Annotated in this window: 20 protein-coding genes; 10 read left to right on the top strand and 10 right to left on the bottom strand. The window is 36.4% G+C overall.

Annotated features, from left to right (window positions below):
• Positions 1-38: 38 nt before the first annotated feature.
• The 3 genes from AP75_RS08845 to AP75_RS08835 form a co-directional block, all read right to left on the bottom strand.
• The gene (locus AP75_RS08845; RefSeq protein ID WP_031503271.1) at positions 39-488 is read right to left on the bottom strand and encodes a hypothetical protein; all 450 of its coding nucleotides are present in this window, start codon (positions 486-488) and stop codon (positions 39-41) included.
• 74 nt (positions 489-562) lie between these two features.
• Complete coding sequence (gene rlmB / locus AP75_RS08840; RefSeq protein ID WP_088264334.1) at positions 563-1,306, bottom strand: 23S rRNA (guanosine(2251)-2'-O)-methyltransferase RlmB; 744 nt, start codon at positions 1,304-1,306, stop codon at positions 563-565.
• 65 nt (positions 1,307-1,371) lie between these two features.
• On the bottom strand, positions 1,372-1,842 hold the full coding sequence (locus AP75_RS08835) for a DinB family protein (RefSeq protein ID WP_031503273.1): 471 nt from the start codon (positions 1,840-1,842) through the stop codon (positions 1,372-1,374).
• 188 nt (positions 1,843-2,030) lie between these two features.
• On the opposite strand from AP75_RS08835, the gene AP75_RS08830 reads away from it, so the two are divergent.
• The 10 genes from AP75_RS08830 (at position 2,031) to AP75_RS08785 (ending at position 10,764) form a co-directional block, all read left to right on the top strand.
• The gene (locus tag AP75_RS08830; RefSeq protein WP_031503275.1) at positions 2,031-3,035 is read left to right on the top strand and encodes an AAA family ATPase; all 1,005 of its coding nucleotides are present in this window, start codon (positions 2,031-2,033) and stop codon (positions 3,033-3,035) included.
• A 6-nt stretch (positions 3,036-3,041) separates the two neighbouring features.
• A complete protein-coding gene (locus tag AP75_RS08825; RefSeq protein WP_031503277.1) occupies positions 3,042-3,482 on the top strand; it encodes a GNAT family N-acetyltransferase in 441 nt (146 codons plus the stop codon).
• A 40-nt stretch (positions 3,483-3,522) separates the two neighbouring features.
• Positions 3,523-4,386, top strand: a complete 864-nt coding sequence (locus AP75_RS08820; protein ID WP_031503280.1) for a DUF58 domain-containing protein — start codon at positions 3,523-3,525, stop codon at positions 4,384-4,386.
• 34 nt (positions 4,387-4,420) lie between these two features.
• A complete protein-coding gene (locus AP75_RS08815) occupies positions 4,421-5,317 on the top strand; it encodes a BatD family protein (protein WP_088264332.1) in 897 nt (298 codons plus the stop codon).
• The gene (locus tag AP75_RS08810) at positions 5,314-6,318 is read left to right on the top strand and encodes a VWA domain-containing protein (protein ID WP_031503283.1); all 1,005 of its coding nucleotides are present in this window, start codon (positions 5,314-5,316) and stop codon (positions 6,316-6,318) included. The genes AP75_RS08815 and AP75_RS08810 overlap by 4 nt, the downstream gene beginning before the upstream one ends.
• 35 nt (positions 6,319-6,353) lie before the next feature.
• The gene (locus AP75_RS08805; RefSeq protein WP_031503285.1) at positions 6,354-7,355 is read left to right on the top strand and encodes a vWA domain-containing protein; all 1,002 of its coding nucleotides are present in this window, start codon (positions 6,354-6,356) and stop codon (positions 7,353-7,355) included.
• A gap of 89 nt (positions 7,356-7,444) precedes the next feature.
• Positions 7,445-8,185, top strand: coding sequence for a tetratricopeptide repeat protein (locus tag AP75_RS08800; protein ID WP_031503287.1), 741 nt, complete (start codon positions 7,445-7,447; stop codon positions 8,183-8,185).
• Positions 8,185-9,918, top strand: a complete 1,734-nt coding sequence (locus tag AP75_RS08795) for a BatD family protein (RefSeq protein ID WP_031503289.1) — start codon at positions 8,185-8,187, stop codon at positions 9,916-9,918. The genes AP75_RS08800 and AP75_RS08795 overlap by 1 nt, the downstream gene beginning before the upstream one ends.
• A gap of 43 nt (positions 9,919-9,961) precedes the next feature.
• The gene (locus AP75_RS08790; RefSeq protein ID WP_088264330.1) at positions 9,962-10,558 is read left to right on the top strand and encodes a MarC family protein; all 597 of its coding nucleotides are present in this window, start codon (positions 9,962-9,964) and stop codon (positions 10,556-10,558) included.
• Positions 10,559-10,569: 11 nt separating this feature from the next.
• Entirely contained in the window at positions 10,570-10,764 is a 195-nt protein-coding gene (locus tag AP75_RS08785) for a hypothetical protein (RefSeq protein WP_055042553.1), read from the top strand.
• Between the two features lie 12 nt (positions 10,765-10,776).
• Here AP75_RS08785 and mvaD read toward each other — a convergent pair whose 3' ends face one another.
• From mvaD to AP75_RS08750, 7 genes are all read right to left on the bottom strand, one after another.
• Positions 10,777-11,829 (bottom strand): diphosphomevalonate decarboxylase, encoded by a 1,053-nt coding sequence (gene mvaD, locus AP75_RS08780; RefSeq protein WP_088264328.1) that lies wholly within the window; start codon positions 11,827-11,829, stop codon positions 10,777-10,779.
• A gap of 32 nt (positions 11,830-11,861) precedes the next feature.
• Positions 11,862-13,625, bottom strand: coding sequence for an AMP-dependent synthetase/ligase (locus tag AP75_RS08775; RefSeq protein ID WP_031502108.1), 1,764 nt, complete (start codon positions 13,623-13,625; stop codon positions 11,862-11,864).
• 3 nt (positions 13,626-13,628) lie between these two features.
• Positions 13,629-14,636, bottom strand: coding sequence for an NAD-dependent epimerase/dehydratase family protein (locus tag AP75_RS08770; protein ID WP_031502107.1), 1,008 nt, complete (start codon positions 14,634-14,636; stop codon positions 13,629-13,631).
• A 20-nt stretch (positions 14,637-14,656) separates the two neighbouring features.
• Positions 14,657-15,436: an alpha/beta fold hydrolase gene (locus tag AP75_RS08765; RefSeq protein WP_031502106.1), complete on the bottom strand. Its 780-nt coding sequence runs from the start codon at positions 15,434-15,436 to the stop codon at positions 14,657-14,659.
• Positions 15,437-15,552: 116 nt separating this feature from the next.
• Positions 15,553-16,446, bottom strand: a complete 894-nt coding sequence (locus AP75_RS08760) for an alpha/beta hydrolase (RefSeq protein WP_088264327.1) — start codon at positions 16,444-16,446, stop codon at positions 15,553-15,555.
• 155 nt (positions 16,447-16,601) lie between these two features.
• Complete coding sequence (locus AP75_RS08755; RefSeq protein WP_031504709.1) at positions 16,602-17,321, bottom strand: pyridoxine 5'-phosphate synthase; 720 nt, start codon at positions 17,319-17,321, stop codon at positions 16,602-16,604.
• A gap of 5 nt (positions 17,322-17,326) precedes the next feature.
• Entirely contained in the window at positions 17,327-18,589 is a 1,263-nt protein-coding gene (locus tag AP75_RS08750) for a mechanosensitive ion channel family protein (RefSeq protein ID WP_088264326.1), read from the bottom strand.
• Positions 18,590-18,603: the final 14 nt, after the last annotated feature.

Genomic DNA, 18,603 nt, shown 5'->3' with positions numbered 1-18,603 from the left:
GCTTTTCGCTAGAAAAAAGCGCTTTTTTTTTAAAAAAATTACATTACATTTTCTATCGTTTGCGCGATATTATTAAGGACAAACGAGTCGCCAGGTTTCTTGCCAAACATAATTTTTGCCATCGGACTTTCTTCGGAAATTGCATAAAAACGATCGTCTTCAAAGAAAAATTCACCCAAAGAAACAGAGATATAAAACCTCGCCTTATTGGTAAAAACCATCGATCCAAGTTGAATTATTTCGGTAGGTTTGTTCAAAACTCTCGTCATATTTTTTTGCAAATCTCTCAGCGCCGCGAGTTGCCTTTGCATTTGGTAAATTTCCTCTTGCATTTCTTCGCGAATGCTGTCGTACTTTGGTGTTTTTTTGATGTCTCTGCTCGCATCCAAAGTAAACTCGATGAATTTTTCGAGTTTTTCTATTTTATTGAATATTATTTCTTTCACGTGATTCCGAACATCACTTTTTATGGCCGTACTCTTCCGCATCGTTCAATTTTTTTAAATAAAAGTAAAAAAATCTTTTTAATTTGAAACTGATGCTAATTGGCAACAACAAAAAACTAAACTGCGCTGGTTATTTTCTGACGAACAGCTTCGTAAAGAATCGCTCCACAAGCTACAGATACGTTCAAAGACTGGGTTTTGCCCTCAATCGGAAGCTTGATTTTTTCATCCGAATGATGCAGTACTTCTTTTGAAATTCCTGTTTCTTCATTTCCCATCACGATAGTACATGGTTGTGTAAAATCAACATCATAGATCAGTTGATTTGCTTTTTCCGTTGCTGCAAAAACCTGAACTCCTGATTGTTGCAAGTAATCCACTGTATGAGCGAGATTTTTTTCTTTGCAAATTCTCAGGTTATAAATAGCTCCGGCTGAAGTTTTAATTGCATCAGAATTGATGGGCGCCGCTCCTTTTTCAGGCAAAATAATCGCGTGAATCCCAACACATTCGGCAGTTCGGCAAATCGCACCGAAATTTCTAACGTCCGTTAAGCGATCCAACATCAACAGAAAAGGAGTTTTTCCTTCTTCGAAAAGTTGCGGCAAAACATCTTCAATTTTTTCGAACGGAACATCCGAAATAAATGCCACTACTCCTTGATGATTCTTTCTGGTAAAGCGATTGAGTTTTTCTACCGGCACATAATTCGGTCGGATATTGTGTTTGGAAAGCAGGTTTTTCAGCTCGAAATAAATTTCTCCTTGCAGTGCATTTTGCAAAAATATTTTGTCGATGGTCTTTCCCGCCTCAACGGCTTCAATCACCGGGCGCAAACCAAATATAAAGTCGTCTTTCATTGTATTTGTTGAATGAGAAATAACCCATCTCAAAATCGGTTATTCCTTTGTTAATAATGTTTTTTTTAGAACTTCTCACCGATGATTGCTCTTTTTTGGGCCATCGCGTATCCATAATGCAAACTTTCGTGCATATTGTTGAAGATGATGGCATCCTGAATGTTCTTCAAATCCAAACCAAAACTTGTGGTATAAGGCGTGTAATCTGAGAAAAAATCGGCGTCGTAATCTTTCATTAATATTTTAGAAGTTTCGGTGAGCAAAAATGCCAAATCATCAACTTCAGATTGCTCAACATTCAGGTTCGGAAGTGTTCCTTTCTTGTAAGCTTCAATCCAATATTTATCAATACGGAAAGGATTTCCGCTGAGATAATAACATAAAAGCTGCTGTGTAGCAACCACATGCGCAATATTCCAATAAATATTATTATTAAAACCATCGGGAATCAACATGAGATCCTGATGAGAAGTATTTTGCAGAATTTCCAGCAGATTTCTACGAACCTGGCGGTGTGCCTGAAAATGGTAATTCATTGATGCTTAATTTTAATCCTCAAAAATAGGTTAATAAACTGAACAAGACAAAACTACAACGCGAAAGCTCATGCTGTTTTTTGTTTCTGAGCGCGGTTTTAACAAAACTTTAACTCAAAATTGGCACCAATTGTGTTGATTGATCCCCGTAATTATTAGAAATTTACACCTTAAATTTTAGAAAAGCTATGTCAGAACAACATCAGGCGGAAGATATCAGACAACTCACCGAAAAAGTAAGGGAACAGAATTACTTTTTTTCTCTTTTAAAACAGGAAATCAACAAAGCAATTATTGGTCAAGAATACATGGTAGATCGTTTGCTGATCGGTCTTCTTGGAAATGGTCATATTCTTTTGGAAGGTGTTCCGGGATTGGCAAAAACATTGGCCATCAAAACATTGGCAGATGCTGTTCAAGGGGATTTTTCAAGAATACAGTTCACGCCAGATTTGCTTCCTGCCGATGTTGTAGGAACGATGATGTACAACATCAAAGACAATGATTTCACCATCAAACGAGGGCCTATTTTTGCGAATTTTGTTTTGGCGGATGAGATTAATCGTGCTCCATCGAAAGTACAATCGGCTTTACTAGAAGCAATGCAGGAAAAACAAGTAACCATCGGCGATGAAACCATGGAACTGCCAAAACCGTTTTTGGTTCTTGCCACACAAAACCCGATTGATCAAGAAGGAACTTACCTTCTGCCAGAAGCGCAAAGTGACCGATTTATGCTAAAATGCACCATTTCATATCCCGATTTCGAGGATGAAAGAAAAATCATGAAAATGATTGCTACAGCGCATCAACCCGAGATCAAACCGGTGATTTCTTTGCACAATATCGTTGAAGCCAAAAAACTCATCAACCAAATTTATCTTGATGAAAAGATTGAAAAATATATCCTCGATATGGTATTTGCCACTCGTTTTCCTGAAAAATATGGCTTATCAGAACTGAAGAATTACATCAGTTTCGGTGCATCACCAAGAGCGTCGATCAATTTGGCAATAGCGGGACGAGCAATGGCATTCTTGAAAAATCGCGCATTCGTGATTCCGGAAGATGTGAAAGAAATTGCAAAAGATGTCCTTCGTCACCGAATCGGCCTCAGTTTCGAAGCAGAAGCGGAAGAAATTACTGCCGACGAAATAGTAGAGAGAATTTTGTCCAAAATCCAGGCGCCTTAAGAAAAGATGATAAGAAAAGCGGAGAAAAAAGATTGTAAAGCAATGATGGATCTCATCCACGAGCTTGCAATATTCGAAAAGGCGGGCGACGAGGTTGTTTTAACTCTAGATCAATTTATTGAAGATGGCTTCGGAGACAACCCGGTTTGGGGCGCATTTGTAGCAGAAATCGATGGAGGAATCGTAGGAATGTCGCTTTATTATGACCGATATTCAACTTGGAAAGGCAGAAGACTTTATTTGGAAGATCTCGTTGTCACCGAAAAAATGCGAGGAAAAAACATCGGAAAACAACTATTTGACGCCACTTTAGAACACGGAAAAACCAATGGATATTCCGGAATGGTTTTTCAAGTTTTAAATTGGAACGATGATGCTATCGAATTTTATAAAAAATATCCCACGAAATTCGATGACGAATGGATCAATGTAAGCGTCGAATTTTAGGAAATCTTAAAATTTCATCAAAAAAAATGTCGCAAGTGAAATGCAGATAAAAGACATCATAAAAAAAGTAAAACAGATAGAAATCCGAACCAAAAAAAAGTCGGAAGCTACTTTGATGGGTCAATATCACAGCGCATTCAAAGGGCAAGGAATGACCTTTTCCGAAGTTCGCCCATATCAGTTTGGCGACGAAATTCGGAGAATCGATTGGAATAAAACCGCCCGTTTCCGCGAACCATTCGTAAAAGTAATGGAAGAAGAACGGGAACTGACGATGATGCTTTTGGTGGATATTTCCGCATCGATGGATTATGGAACAAAAACACAGCTGAAACGTGAATTTGTAGCAGAAATCGCAGCAAGTTTAGGATTTTCCGCAGCGGGAAACAACGATAAAGTTGGACTTATTTTATTTGCAGATAAGGTGTATAAAGTAATTCCGCCACAAAAAGGTAGAAAGCATATTTTGGCAATTATCAGCAATATTCTAACTATAGATTATGTGGCTACACCTTCGAAGATTGATGTCGCTTTAGAATATATGATGGGGATTTTCAAGAAAAAATCGATGGTTTTTTTGTTTTCCGATTTTCAAGACGATTTTGAGCAGAAAATTCTCCGTGTCGCATCCCGAAAACACCAACTTTTAGGAATGCGGATTTTCGATGAAAAAGATAACGAGATTCCAGATGTAGGTTACACCCTTTTCGTAGATTCCGAAACCGGGAAACAAGTTTGGGCAAACACTTCCAACGCACGATGGCGTTACAATTTTGCCGAAAAACAAAAATTAAGGATAAAAAATTTAGAAGAAGATTTCGAAAACACGTCGGCAACTTTTATGAACATCAATACCGGCGACGATTATTCTAAATTCCTTTATCAATATTTCAGAAAAAGATAATGCCTTTTGGGCTTTAAATAAACAGAAAATCATTTTGAAAAAAATATTTTTTATCCTATTCACCTTCCTAAGTATTCTTGCATTTTCGCAAACTTTAGGTTCCAAAATCGACAAAAACACGCTGGCTTTAGGCGAAGTTGGTGTTTTCCGCGTTACTATTTCCAATCTTCAGGGGAAAGATGTGGTTGCTGCACCGCAAAATGAATTGCTACCTTTTCATTTTGAAGAAATTAAAGACAGCATCAGCAAACAGTCTGATTTGTACGAAAGAATCATTGAATTTCAGGTATTTGAAGAAGGAAAATTTACCATTCCGGCGTTGGATTTCAAAATCGGAGGGAAGGTTTTTCATACTATTCCTTATGAAATTGATGTGGTCAATACCGCTCAAAAAGGCGATCAGATCAATGATATCATGAAAAACAAGGAGGTGAAACTCGAGGTGGAAGATTATTGGCAACTTTACAAATGGTATATTTTAGGAGTTTTAATTCTTCTTGCTTTAATTTTTATTATTTATCAATTGGTAAAGTACGCAAAACGCCGAAAAGCATCGCCAATTGTGACCACCAACCAAACTTTGAAGGATCTGGAAAACTTAAAAAAGAAAAAATTCATTGAAAATGGCGATTACCGATCTTTTTATGTTGAATTGATTGATATTTCCAGAAAATTCATCACCAAGCAATACAAAATTCCGGCAGATGTATTATTAACAGACGACCTGATTGATGTGATGAAACTTAACAACACGATTTCGCCGGAGAATGAAAAAATCGTTGAAAACATCTTTCTTCGTGGGGATTTGGTGAAATTTGCCAAAACATTCCCAGACAAGGCTACGATGGAAAAGGATTATGAAGAAATCAAAAACTTCGTAAAAAGATCATCAAAAGATTTGGAAGCAGAACAACTAAGAACCGGCGTATGACACTTGATTTTCTCAATTTCGAATTTTACAGCCCGTGGTTTTTGTTGCTGTTTTTGCTGTTTATTCCGCTAATTATTTTAGATATTCGGAAGAAAAAAAGACGGGGAATCCGTGTTCCTTCCACCCAAAATATGGAGGAGGACAAATCTATTTTATTGGTTTTATTTTTTCTTAAAATTTCGAAATACATCATCCTTTCCGCTTTGATCATTGCGATTGCACGACCTCGAACTTTCACGATTTCTCAAGATCAGGACGATAATAAAGGAATCGATATAATGCTTTCGGTGGATGTTTCGCTCAGTATGCTCGCAAAAGATTTGGAACCGGACCGACTTACCGCTCTGAAGGCGATTGCCAAAAGATTTGTGGATAAAAGACCCGGCGACAGAATCGGACTTGTTGCCTATTCTGGTGAAGCTTTTACCAAAGTTCCCGTAACTTCCGATCATGCGGTTTTGCTGGAAGAATTAAACGGACTCAATTCTCTAGAGTTGCAGCCAGGAACGGCAATCGGAGAAGGACTTTCGGTGGCGGTAAGTCATCTCAAAAACAGTAAAGCGAAGTCGAAAATCATTATTTTGATGACTGATGGCGTCAACACAATTGAAAACGCAATGCCTGCACAAGTGGGTGCGCAACTCGCAAAAAGTAATGATATAAAAGTTTACACAATAGGAATTGGAACAAATGGATACGCGCTGATGCCTACTGCTACTGATATTTTCGGGGATCTGGTTTTCACGGAAGCAGAAGTGAAAATTGACGAACCTGTTCTTCGGGAAATAGCGCAAACCACCGGCGGTAAATATTTTCGGGCCACTTCCAACCAAAGTTTGGAGGAGGTGTATAACGAAATTAATCAACTCGAAAAAACAGAACTAAAATCAACCAAGCTCTACAATTACCAGGAATATTTCAGGATTTTTCTGTGGATAGCTTTGGGAGTTTTACTCATCGATGCCCTGTTGCGTTGGGTATTTTATAAATTTTTAAGTTAATAATTATAACGCATTATTTCGCACATCTATAAAAAATGAATTGGTACTTAGGAAATTATTGGTATTTACTGTTGCTTTTGCCGCTGCTTGGTATCATCATGTTTCAATATTTAAAGTGGAAAGACCGTAAAAAAAACGTGTTTGCAGAAGCTCGGTTCCAGGAAGAATTATTTGAAAAAGAAAAAGGATTTTCAAAGGTTTTGCCGGTACTTTATTTATTAGGAACATTATTTCTCATTCTTTCTATCGTCGATTTATTGGGCGGTTCCGAAGAAATAAAGTCCAAACAGAAAATGAACAATGCGATTTTTCTGCTCGATGTTTCCAACTCGATGAATGCACAAGATATCGAACCCAACCGACTCGATGAAGCTAAAAATATCATCATCAATACCATTGGAAAACTTACCAATGACAAAGTGGGAATTGTGGTTTTTGCCGGCGAATCTACTTCGATCATGCCATTAACCACCGATTTCACTGCGGCTGAAACCTATGTAGGAGGTGTAGAAACCAATATTTTAAAAATTCAAGGAACCGATTTTTTAAACGGAATAACTACCGTTGCCGATAAATTTAAAAATGTTGCAAAAGGTTCGAGAAAAGTAGTGTTATTAAGCGATGGCGAAGATAATGAAGGAAATGAAAAAGCAGCAATTAGACTTGCGAACAAAGAAGGAATAACTGTAATATCGGTAGGAATTGGTTCCGAAGAAGGCGCACCAATTCCGGAATATGTTTTTGGACAGTTAATGGGTTACAAAACCGATCTTTCCGGGCAAACTGTAATTTCTAAAAGACAATCCAATGCTTTGAAAAACATTGCTTCGGCAACCGGTGGTACGTATGTTGACGGCAATAATCTAGAAAACGCGACCTCGCAAATCATCGATGGTTTGAAGAAAAGCAGTTCCTCTTCCGAGAGTGTGGTAAAATCTCAAAATGCAATTCATTATTATCAGTATTTTCTGGGAGTTTCAATCTTTTTCTTTCTGCTCATTTTGTTCCTTAATCCCAAAAAAGAATTTAATATTTAACTAATAACAAGCAGATTTGGAGGTTTTTAACCGAAATTTAACAATTTGCAATGGCGTTATTAACAATTAAAGGAATAATTTTGCATACAATGAACAGGACTCTACTTTTTTTGGCATCTTTCTTCTTTTTCATCTCTTCTTTTTTTTCGGCACAGGAGAATTATAATACCTTGGTTTACGAAGGAAATAAAGCTTTTGATAAAAAAAATTACGAAGCCGCTTCCTCCAAATACATGGAAGCTGTAAAACTGAACGAGAAAGATTTTACCGCACACTACAATTTGGGGAATTCTTTTTACAAAAGAAAAATGTACGAAGAAGCCAAAGCGGAATATGAAAAGGCGGAAAAACTTGCCAATACCATTCCCGATAAAGCTGCGGCCCTGTATAATTTAGGAAACGCTCACATGCAAACCAATAATTCCGAGAAAGCTGCGGAACTTTACAAAAAAGCATTAAAGCAAGACCCATACAACGAATCGATTCGAAAGAATTATGAAATTGCAATGCTGAAAGAAAAGGAAAAACAAGAAAAGCAAAAGCAAAAAAACAATTCCGGAGGTGGAGGAAAAGACGAGAATAAGCAAGAAAACCAGGGTAACGACAAGGGAAACACGCCACAAAACCAAGCCGGAAGCGGCCAACAAAATAAAGGCGAAGGCGAAGGAAATGACCCCAACAAAAACAATAACGATAATGACGGTAAATTGCCGAAAGATTTAGAAAACTCCATCCTTAACCGTGTAGAAAACAAAGAAAGAGAAACCGCCAAACGGATTCTCAACAAAAATTCCTATTCGATGCCACAGAGCAACGAAAAGGACTGGTAATGAAACGAAAAGCACTCCACATATTTCTTCTTTTTTGTACTGTATTTGCGTACGGGCAGGTAACTTTGGCCATTTCTGAAGTGAAAGATGCTAAAGTAAATCAACGCTTCAACCTCACCGTTTTGCTTGAAATTGCGGGTGAAAATATGCAGCAAGAAACTCCTTTGAGGATGCCGGATTTATCAAAATTTGAAATTCTAGGATCGGCTTCCGAACAGAACACCGTTGTTTTGGATGCTAAAAAAGGCGACATCATTAATCAGATGGTTTATCAGTTGTCCCTTAGTCCGAAACAGATTGGAAAACTAAAATTTGGTTCCGTTTTGGTGACTGTTAATGGAAAAATCTATAAAACAGAACCTTTCGAAATTAATGTCCGAGATAATGAAAAAAAATCTTCGGTCGCTGGTAATTCGGCAACAAATGATGTCTATCTCACCATTGATATCCAGGATAAAGAGGTTTATAAAAATGAACCTACGGTAGCCGTCGTTCGAGCTCATAGTCGCAATTATGATAACTTCAGAAAAATAGGAAAACTACGCTTACCTCATCAGTACAATGCACGGATTAAACCAATTCATTTTGCAAAGTCCGAAATTGAAAGCAGCGAAGGAATGGCATCGCAAGTTCTTTGTGCTTTTATGATTTTCCCAACGGAATCCGGAATAGTAGAATTAAAACCCGTTTCTGCAAACTTTGCAAGTCCAAAAAGAGATCATCAAATTTCCTCAAATCGCGTAGCTTTGAACGTGAAAAAATTACCATCAGGAATGCCTGAAGATTTCAAAAATGCAGTAGGAAATTTCGATATTAATGTAGCAAACAAAAATGCTGCAGAAACACCTGAATTGGAAAAACCCGTCAATATTTCATTGAAACTCAGTGGTACCGGAAACTTCGGAACCCTGCATTTGCCGAAAATTGTAAGCTCAGAAAACTACATTTCATTTCCACCGAAAATCACCTCAAAAACATCGACTCAAAACGATCAACTTTCGGGCGACATCATTGCAGATTATGTAGTGATTCCTAAAAAACCAGGTTCGGTTTCAGTAAATTTTGAAAGCTTCTCTTTCTTCGATCCTTCTGCAAAAAAATATGTAGGCTTGGGTTCAAAATCAGTCCTTCTCAATGTAAAAACTCATGAACAAATTGTAGATTCCAAAACTACGCTGGAGAAGGTAAACGATTACACCAATTCAGTTCTAGAAACAGTTAATACTCCGGTTTTGCAAACTCATAATTTAAAAATTAAAGATAAAAACAAGATCAATTGGAAAATTGTTGCCGGAAATTTAGCATTGATGGCGGCACTTTTTTCAATGTTCTTATTGGTTAAAAAGAAAACTAAGAGGAAAGAAAAACCTGTAACAGAAAAAAAATCAATCGTTACCATAGCCGAATTAGAAGCGCAGCTCCGTGCTAAAATGGACGATCAATTTGAAGATCACGCCGAATATTTGAAAAAAGTGGTTCAGGAAAAAGATTTTGAGAAGTTCTTTTCGACTTATGATGAATTAAAGGATGATGTAAAAAAATCTTTTCAAACATCGACAGAGTCTGAGTTCAGAAAATATTTAGAGGATCACAAAGGACGAATTTTGGCAGACCAATACCGCGCACTTTCGGAGCAAATCCAAATCGAAAAGTATGCGCCGTATCATTCAGAAGATCAAATTGAAGAACTTTTAAAAAGAATTATCAGCATCTACACCGAAATTAGAAAATAATCATTTATTTTTTATATTTTTACGAAATTAATAATTCCTGATTATGTTTGAATTTTTCTCCCTGAAAGAAACGCTTACCGCTACGATGGTACTGTTTGCCGTGATCGACATCATTGGTTCAATCCCTATTATTGTGAGTTTAAAACAAAAATTCGGTCATATCGAATCCGAAAAAGCTGCAATTGTATCGGGAATCCTGATGATTTCCTTTCTTTTCATTGGAAACAAAATCCTAAAATTTATTGGCGTCGATGTAAATTCCTTTGCGATTGCCGGTGCTTTCGTCATTTTCATTATTGCGGTGGAAATGATTCTTGGGATCGAAATACAGAAAAATTCCGAAGCAAAATCTGCATCGATTGTTCCCATTGCATTCCCTTTGATAGCCGGCGCTGGAACACTTACCACTACCCTTTCATTGCGGGCAGAATATCATGATATAAATATCATTTGTGGGATTATTCTCAATACAATTTTCGTATATTTGGTGCTGAAATCAGCTAATTGGCTCGAAAGAAAACTCGGCGACGGAACACTTCAAGTTTTGCAAAAAGTTTTCGGAATCATCTTATTGGCGATATCAATTAAACTGTTTACTGCCAATTTCGCGCAACTTTTCAGCACTTATGTTAAATTTTAAATTCACAAAAAATGCATCTTTTTTATAAAATATTTTTAGCGCTTTTCGTCATCTTTATCGGTTTCAATCTTTATGTAATGGAATGGCAATTGGGATTTTGGCACGAAGAAAATGCTAAATTCATTTTATCAATTTCTGCAGGAATTATCGGTATTTTGGTGGTATTTGTGATGCATACTTTAAGCAAATTTACCGAGAAAAAATAATTCTCCCGGCTGCTAAAATCTCATCACATCCTTTACTACAACATTGTTTTGGGTAAATTGTAAAAGATTTTTTACGATAAACTCCTGAATCTTATCCGAATCCGAATTTTCCGGAAATAAAAGATGAACATTTGCACCTGCATCTAAGGTGAAAAACAAAGGAAGAGCTGTTTTTTTTCTAAATTCCCAGATCTTATTAATTACATTTAAAGTCCCGGTTTTCATTAATATAAAAGCCGGTTCACTCATCATCATCATCGCGTGAAGCGTTAATGCTTCATGTTCAACCAATTGGATAAACCGCTGTAAATCACCATTTTTCAAAATACTTTTTAATGTTTTGAAATTATCATGAGCTTCTTGAAATCGGCGTTGAGCATAAGGATTCGTGTTCATCAAACCGTGCCCGACAGTAGAACTTACCGATTTTTCACCTTCGTGAATGAGTAAAACCCAATCATTAAAACTCTTGAAAATTGGATGAATTTCCTCATTTGGATATTTTACGGCAAATAAATCCGAACTTTCCGCAACTTCTTTTGTTTTTCCCCAAACCACCAAACCTTCGTAAAGACTTCTGCAAGCGCTTCCACTTCCTAATCTCGCCAAAAAGCTCGCTTTTTTTAGCTTGAAATCTCCGTTCATTTTCCCAGAAAATTGCTCATCCAAATCCATCAAACATTTGGCAATCGCACCAAAACCAGACGCCGAACTTGCAATTCCAGAACTATGAGGAAAGGTGTTTTCAGTTTTGATGATGTATTTCCCTTTCAAAATCCACGGTAAATATTCTTCAATTTTCTGAAAATATTTTTCAATTTTCTGGGCAAACTTCGGTTCTTCATTTCCTGACAAAAAAGTTTGAACACTGAATTTTTCGTCAGCCAAAAATTCCATTTCCGTATTTGTTTTACAATTGTTCAAAGTATAACTGATACTCGGATTTGCGGGAATTTGGGGTTCGTACTTTCCCCAATATTTAATCAAAGCAATATTGGAAGGGCAAGTGGCGGAAACTTTTTGATTGGTAATGTTGAATGGTCTGTTTTCTGAAAATTCGTTCATCTTAAAAACTTCTAAATAATTACAAAATGCGATTATGACGCATACATATTGTCGATTAATGCTGAATATTTGTTGAGCACTACGTTTCTTTTCACTTTTAAAGTCGGGGTTATTTCGCCGGTTCCTATTTCAAATTCCGAAGGCATTAAAACGAATTTTTTCACCTTTTCAAAACCTGAAAGTCCTTTTTGAATCTCATCAAGTTTTAAGCGATAAAACTCTTTCACCTTCTCGGAATTCACGATTTCTTGCCAATTGGTGAACGGAATCTCCATCTTTTCAATCCAATCTTTTAATGCATCAAAATTTGGGATAATCAGTGCAGTTACATACGGTTTTCCTTCAGCTACAACCATCGCTTGAGTGATATAATTGTCGTTGGAAAGAAGATTTTCAATCGGTTGCGGAGTTACATATTTTCCATTGGAAGTTTTCATTAAATCCTTGATTCGATCGGTAATGGTTAGGTTACCATTTTCATCTATTATTCCGGCGTCACCGGTTTTGAACCAGCCATCTTCAGTGAAAACTTTAGCCGTTTCTTCAGGTTGCTGGTAATAACCTTTCATAATTCCGCTTCCTTTCGCCAAAATTTCGTTGTTTTCACCAATTTTCAGTTGCGTATCTCCGAGTGGAATTCCCGCACTCCCATGTTGATATTGGGTAAATGGAAATGCTGTAAGCGTAGCGGTAGTTTCCGTAAGTCCGTAGCCAACGGTGATATGAGCGCCTAATGCATCAAAAAACCGGGTGACTTCGGGTGAAACAGATGCGCCACCACAAGGCATAAACCATAATCTGCCACCCATTTTGTTTTTAATTTTATTGAAAACCAAAAGTTTAGCAATATTATTTTTAATTTGTAAACTAAGTGGCACCTTTCTCTCTACGCGTTTCAATTCCGCGAATTCACTTCCGGTTTTGATCGCCCAGTTGAAAATTTTCTTTTTCGTATCGGATCCACTCGCTATCATTTCGTTTACACCGGCATAAATTTTCTGGTAAAATCTAGGAACTGCGCACATCATCGTCGGTTTCACTTCGGTTAATGCGTGTGCAATTAATTTAGTATTTTCTAGGAAACAAACCTTTGCGCCACCGTACAAACAGAGCAAAGTCCAACTTCTTTCGAACACATGAGTAAGCGGTAAAAACGCGAGTGAAACTTCATTTTCAAAGTTTTTAAACTTAAAAAAGTCGAAATGCGCCTGAAAAGATTTATAAAAATTACCGTGCGAAAGCATCACCCCTTTCGGTACACCTGTAGTTCCTGAGGTGTAAATAATCGTCGCTAAATCGTCGGCTTCTTTTGAAACAATATCAAAAGTTTCGGCTTCTTTTTTAATAAAATCTTCGAGGTAAATGCTTCGGTCTTTCTTAATCCAAATCGATTTTTTTGCTACAATAATCTGTTGAAGCGATCCTTCTTTATTTAAAATATCAAAAGACGCATCATATTGTTCCTGATTGCCGACCAAAATAATTTTCGAACCAGAATCTTTAAGGATATATTCTGCCTGCTCGCCATTATTGGTGGAGTAAATCGGAACGGTAACCGCACCTAAAGCTAGAATCGCCAAATCGAAAACAATCCATTCTGCAGAATTATCAGAATAAATTGCAACTTTATCATCGGCAGAAATCCCTGCAGCTTTTAAGGCGTTGGCTGTTTTGAATACCATTCTCCGAAAGTCGCGCCAGCTTAAATCCTTCCATTTGTCGGCTTTTTTGAATCCGATTGCTGGTTTCGAATTGAATTTTTCGGTATTGGGATTTAGAAATTCTACAAGATTCATTGATTAACTTTTAATATTTTCGGAAGCATAATTTTTGAAATGAAAATCTACACTTTCCGACACAGGAATAAACTGAAAATCAATCTTTTCAGTGATTTTTTTATTTGAAATTGGCGTCGTATTTGAAACAGATTCTATATTGACTTTATTCACAATTCGGAGTGTCGGAAAAATCCATCCGAAAAGAAAACTTAAAATATGAGCAAAATTCAGCAGAAATTTGGGAATGATTTTCGGAGAAGGTTTTCCTAGCTTTTTTCTGACCAAAGTTCCCATTTCTTGGTAAGATTTGGTTCCGGAAACCAATATAAACCGTTCGCCAAATTTATTTTTCTCCATTAATTCTATTGAAATTTTCGCCACATCGCGAACATCAACGTAGGATGCTCCGCCGGTAAACGTATAGGATTTCGAAAGATTTTCGAATAATTGACCGCTACTTCTACTCCAGTTTCCACTTGCGAGAATCACACCGGGATTTACGATTACCGTATTTAAACCTTCTGCGGAAGCGCGCCAAACTTCCATTTCAGAAAAATGTTTGGAAATCGCATAAGCAGAATGATGAATTTTGGAATTATAATCGGAATTTTCATCGAGTTCTTGGTTTTCATTTAATCCATCAAGAACCGCTATGGAACTGATAAAACAGAATTTTTTCACCGAAGAATCACTACAGGCAAACAAAAGATTTTTGGTTCCTTCAATATTGGTATGATACATTTCGCGCTGAGAACCGGGATGAAAATCTACTTTTGCCGCACAATGGTAAACTTCTTCTACACCTTCGATGGCGTTTTGCAAGCTGAAAATATCATCAAAATCGACATCGATCCATTCTATTTTTTCGTAGTATTCATCGGGGTTTTCGGTATAATAACCAAATGATTTTCTTACGTCTTCGATGTTGCTGGAATTTCTTTTGGTCGCGCGCACTTTTTCACCACGTTTCAGCAGTTCCAAAACGATTGCACTTCCGACAATTCCTGTTGCACCTGTAACTAAGATCATAAATATTTTTTAAAAATTTGCTATTTCTCAAGGAGAAACTCTTTCACCACCATAGCAAAATCTTTAGGATTTTCAGCCTGAACCCAATGTCCCGCATTTTCCACTTTTACCACCGAAGAATTGGGAAATTGTTGCTTGATCAGAAACTCATCTTGAGGTAAAATATAATGAGATTTAGCACCGGAAATAAACAATGTTTTGCCGGTGAAAACTCCGAATTTAATTGCATTAGAAACAAACTGAGAATATTTCTCGGATAAAGTTTTCAAATTAAAACGCCAATCGAGTTTTTTGTCATCTTTCCAATAAAGGTTTTTCGCAAGAAACTGAATGACGGATTTTTCAGGAATATATTGATGAAGTATCTCTTCTACTTCTTGTCTCGTGTTTACTTTTTCGAAATCTACACTTTCCAAAGCTTTCAAAATTCCTTGATGATGCGGTGGATACGCTTTCGGAGAAATATCTACAACGATTAATTTTTCTACCTTCACCGGATATTTTATGGCAAATTGCATCACTGCTTTTCCGCCGAGAGAATGCCCCAATAAATTGGCTTTTTCGATGCCGTGAAAATTCATATAATGGAGAATATCTTCTGCCAAAACTTGATGATTCATCTCGTCAGAATGGAAACTTTTTCCGTGATTTCTCAAGTCAATTAAATGAACCGGAAAAAATTCGGCCATTTCTTTACCGAAACTTCCCCAGTTATCGAGCATGCCGAACAGTCCGTGGAAAACCAGAAGCGGAGTTCCGGGTTTGTCTCCGCCATATATTTTAGAGTGTAAAATTTGCATATTTTTAAACGCAATGCGCGCAAAGATTTATTTTAAATGTTTGAAAATATTTTAAGCTCGCAAAGAAACATCTATAGATTTTTTACTATGCTCAAAAAGTCTTTATTTCGTTTATTTCAATTAATTTTCAAAATTAAGGAATCTATTTTATTTGAGATTTCGTTGTGGTAAAATCTATTTCCATTGATGTGAGGTTTGTCAATTTTAAAAAATTCTTTGGGTTGATTGGCATTTTTAAAAATTTGTTTACCCAACTTAAAATTTACGACTCTGTCTTCTTTGCTATGAACTATTAAAATTGGTTTTTTGAAATTTTTCAAATTTTGTCTGTTGTTGTAATTATTGCTAATTATTAAACCTCCTAAAACTGGAATTTTACTATTGCCAATATTTTTTAGATTCATAAAAGTGCCTTCTACTACCAAACCTACTATTTTTTGTTGATTTTTTGCAGCGACAGGAATGGAGAAATTTCCGCCGATAGATTGTCCGTAAATGATTTTTGGCGAGTTTTTCACCTCTTCTAAATTCTCAAAAAATTCAAAAGCAGAAAAAGCGTCTTCTAGAGCATTTTTTCTGGTAGATTTTCCTTCGGAATAGCCAAAACCGCTGTAATCAAAAATAAAAATTTGGAATCCATTTTTGGTTAAATATGCAAAACTTTGAAATTGAGTATTCAAATTTCCTGCGTTTCCGTGAAGTGCAAAAACCGAAGCTTTTGGTTTTTCTGTGGTAGATTTTAGCAACCAAGCGTTTATTTTTCTACCTTCTTTGGTTTTGAAATAAAAACTTTTGATGGTGAAATCTTTTTCAATAATTTGATTGTTTTTATAAAAAGTAGGTTGGAGATTTTCTCCTGAAATTTTTAATTTCAAAGAATCTGTTCCTTCTTTCCAAACGAATTCTTTTTTATCGAGGGAATTTTGCCAAGGTTCTAAAACTTGATTGATTTGGCAGCTAGTTACTGTCAAAAAAATAGGGACTATAAAAATTTTGAGAAGTTTTTTCATTGGTTTATCTCTCGCAGATTTTGCTGATTCAGCAGATTTTTATTTTATTAAATTTCGGCTAAAGCCAAATATAATTTATTTTTAGAAAACGGGCTAAAGCCCGTTTCTACTGATTTTTTGTTGATTAAAACAAAAATTCTCAATTTTCAATTAAATTACCATTTCGCCAATCTCTTCAAATACGCCTGAACCGTGTTTTCTAAACCTAAATACAACGCTTCGGAAATTAAAGCATGACCGATAGAAACCTCTAATAAATTCGGGATATTCTCGGCGAAATATTTTAAATTATCCAAACTCAAATCATGTCCAGCGTTAATACCAAGTCCGAATTCCTCAGCTTCAAAAGCGGTTTCAACGTAAGATTTAATGGCATTTTCTTTATCTTGAGAATAGTTTTTGGCGTACGCTTCGGTGTACAATTCAATTCTATCGGTTCCGGTTTCGGCGGCAAACTTCACCATTTCCGGATTCGGATCTAGGAAAATAGAAGTTCGAATTCCTGCATTTTTAAATTCTGCAATTACCGATTTCAGGAAATCAAAATTTTTTTCGCAATCCCAACCTGCGTTGGAAGTGATGGCATCATCTGCATCTGGAACCAAGGTAACTTGTTCTGGTTTTACTTCTAAAACCATATCAATAAAAGGACGATGCGGATTTCCTTCGATATTAAATTCGGTATGAACCAAAGATTTCAAATCATAAACATCTTTTCTCGTGATGTGTCTTTCGTCCGGTCTTGGATGAATCGTAATTCCTTGTGCACCAAACTCTTGAAGTTTCACTGCAGCTTCGGTTACACTTGGAAATTCACCACCACGAGCATTTCGGATGGTTGCAATTTTATTGATATTTACACTAAGTTTTGTCATAAATTTTAAATTTTAGCAAACTGAATCACTTCTAAATCAAACTCTTTGGAAGCGACCAGCAAATGATCGAAAATATCGGCCTGAATATCTTCATAATTGCCCCATTCAGAATCATTGGTGAAACAATAAATCTCCAATGGGAGCCCTTGCGGCGTATTTTCGAGTTGTCGCACGAGGATTGTTCCTTCCTGATCGATGTGCGGGTTATTTTTCAGATAATTAAAAACATATTCCCGAAAAACGCCAATATTGGTAAGTTGTTTCCCGTTGATGAGCAGTTCCGGATTGTCGATAAACTTTCTTTGTTCGGACATTTCCGTTTTTTTGAATTCCAAATAATCTTTAATTAAATTTACTTTCGACAATTTTTCGAGAATTTCTTCATTTAAAAACTTGAAAGAATTGATATTAAAAATAATAGAACGCTTGATTCTTCGGGTATTGCTTTCCGTCATCACCTGAATATTTTTAATTTCGGTGGTCAACAAATCGTAAGTTGGAATCGTGGAAATAGTTTTATCGAAGTTCTGAATTTTGGTGGTTAAAAGATTGATATCTTGAATATTTCCTTCCAAATTATACTTCGGAATACCGATCCAATCGCCCACTTTCAGGTTTTTTGAAGTGGCAACATGAAGTCCCGTTACAAAACCAAGAATTGTATCCCGAAAAACCAAAACAAGCACCGCAGTAATCGCTCCTAAACTCCCAACAATTGTGGTTCCGCTAATGCCGAAAATCACACAAATTGCAATGATTGCCGAGACGAAAGTTCCGAAAATTTTCACGGTTTGGGAAACTGCGTTCAGTGCCATGATTTTATAAAAATCCTGTTTAATGATAAAATAATTTCTAAAAGCGTTCAAACCTCGATAAAGCATCCCTGCGACAACGAAAACGATTGCCAAATAAACCATTCTTTCCAGAAATATAAAACTTTTCGGATGGCGGCCATAAAAAAAGGAATCAACGGAGAAACTGGCAAATAATACTGAAATAATGTGTGCAAAAGAATTGGTGATTTTCGCCACATAAATAGATTTCATCACCGGGTGTTTATCGTTGTCGTACAACAACTTATAAACACTGTTGATTATCAGTTTAACCACCAAATCAACTAAATAAATCAACCCTGCAAAAACAACAAATTTAGCTAGAATCTGAACCAGTGTCGCCCAATTACCTGGAACATTGTCTTGGATAAAAAAATGAATAGCGTCACTTATCGCCTGTAAAAAATTTCTAGTATTTGTCAGTTCGTCGTTCATTACAGCAAAAATAA

The organism is Kaistella haifensis DSM 19056 (genome assembly GCF_000735695.2).
Classification (GTDB): Bacteria; Bacteroidota; Bacteroidia; order Flavobacteriales; family Weeksellaceae; genus Kaistella; species Kaistella haifensis.
Note: the sequence above shows the minus strand (reverse complement) of the source record. Positions and strands in the feature narration are given on the sequence as shown.